This window comes from Vibrio sp. 1401 (genome assembly GCF_033340295.1).
Window position 1 is genome coordinate 1 of the sequence record NZ_JAWOWF010000152.1, and the last position, 1,045, is coordinate 1,045.

Genomic DNA, 1,045 nt, shown 5'->3' on the forward strand with positions numbered 1-1,045 from the left:
GTCGATAAGAAAGTAATCAAACACAACAGGTTTCTTTTTCTGCCGAATTCACCCGAACCAAAAAAGAGGTGTAAGCAGAAGAAAACTATCCGGGAGACTTAGAGGAAAACTCATGAAATTCAGACATAAGGTTGTCACCGCCTCTTCAATTTTGCTGCTAATTACTGTGTCGCTACTATCGACGCAACAAGTTATGACGATTCGTTCTCAAACTCAGGAGCACATCAATTCAAGCGTTAAAGAGATTTTGACCAGTGTGAGCAACACCGTTCAATCCGAAATGAACGCGAAGAAAGATCTCGCACGCTCGATCACAGAGATCATAGAACTATCGCCAAACGACCGCACATACGTAAAAGACATTCTTGAGAAGCCAACTCCGAAATCGAGCTTCCTAGCGATTGGTTTTGGTTACGAAAGTAATGGCTTCGTGATTGAAAACGACGACGGTTGGGATGCAGGGCCTGATTATGATCCTCGCCAGCGCCCTTGGTTTATCGCAGCCAACAACAAAGGCGATTTGGTGGTTACCGACCCTTATGTTGATGCATCATCTAAGAATGTGATCATCTCTGTTGGTACGCCAGTAAAACAAAACGGCCAGTTCTTAGCTGGCATGTTTTACGACCTAGAGCTAACTACCCTTTCCGACCTAGTTAACCAAGTGAACCTGTTTGATGCTGGTTACTTGTTCTTAGTCACTGACGATGGCACGACGATTGCGCACCCGCAAAGTAAGTACAACGGTGAAAAGCTCAATAGCTACCTACCGCAAGTTGACTTAAATAAGGCGACTCAACACATCGAAGTTGATAACAATCCTTACATGGTTAGCCTTACTCATATCCCAAGTGAGAACTGGTACGTGGGTGCAATCATTGATGAAACGGCAGCTTACTCAGTGGTTGGAGAGCTACGTAATAGCGCGATCATTTACTCAATCATCGCTGTACTTGCTTCAGTTATCGCATTAACACTTCTGATCAGAACCCTAATGCGCCCGCTAGATACACTAAACACGGCAATTAAAGACGTCGCATCTGGC

At 44.6% G+C, this 1,045-nt stretch carries 1 protein-coding gene; it reads left to right on the top strand.

Translation table 11 applies throughout. From position 1 onward, the window contains the following. Positions 1-112: 112 nt before the first annotated feature. Positions 113-1,045, top strand: a 933-nt coding sequence (locus tag R7Z77_RS24215) for a cache domain-containing protein (protein WP_318136911.1), incomplete at its 3' end; no start/stop codon positions are given.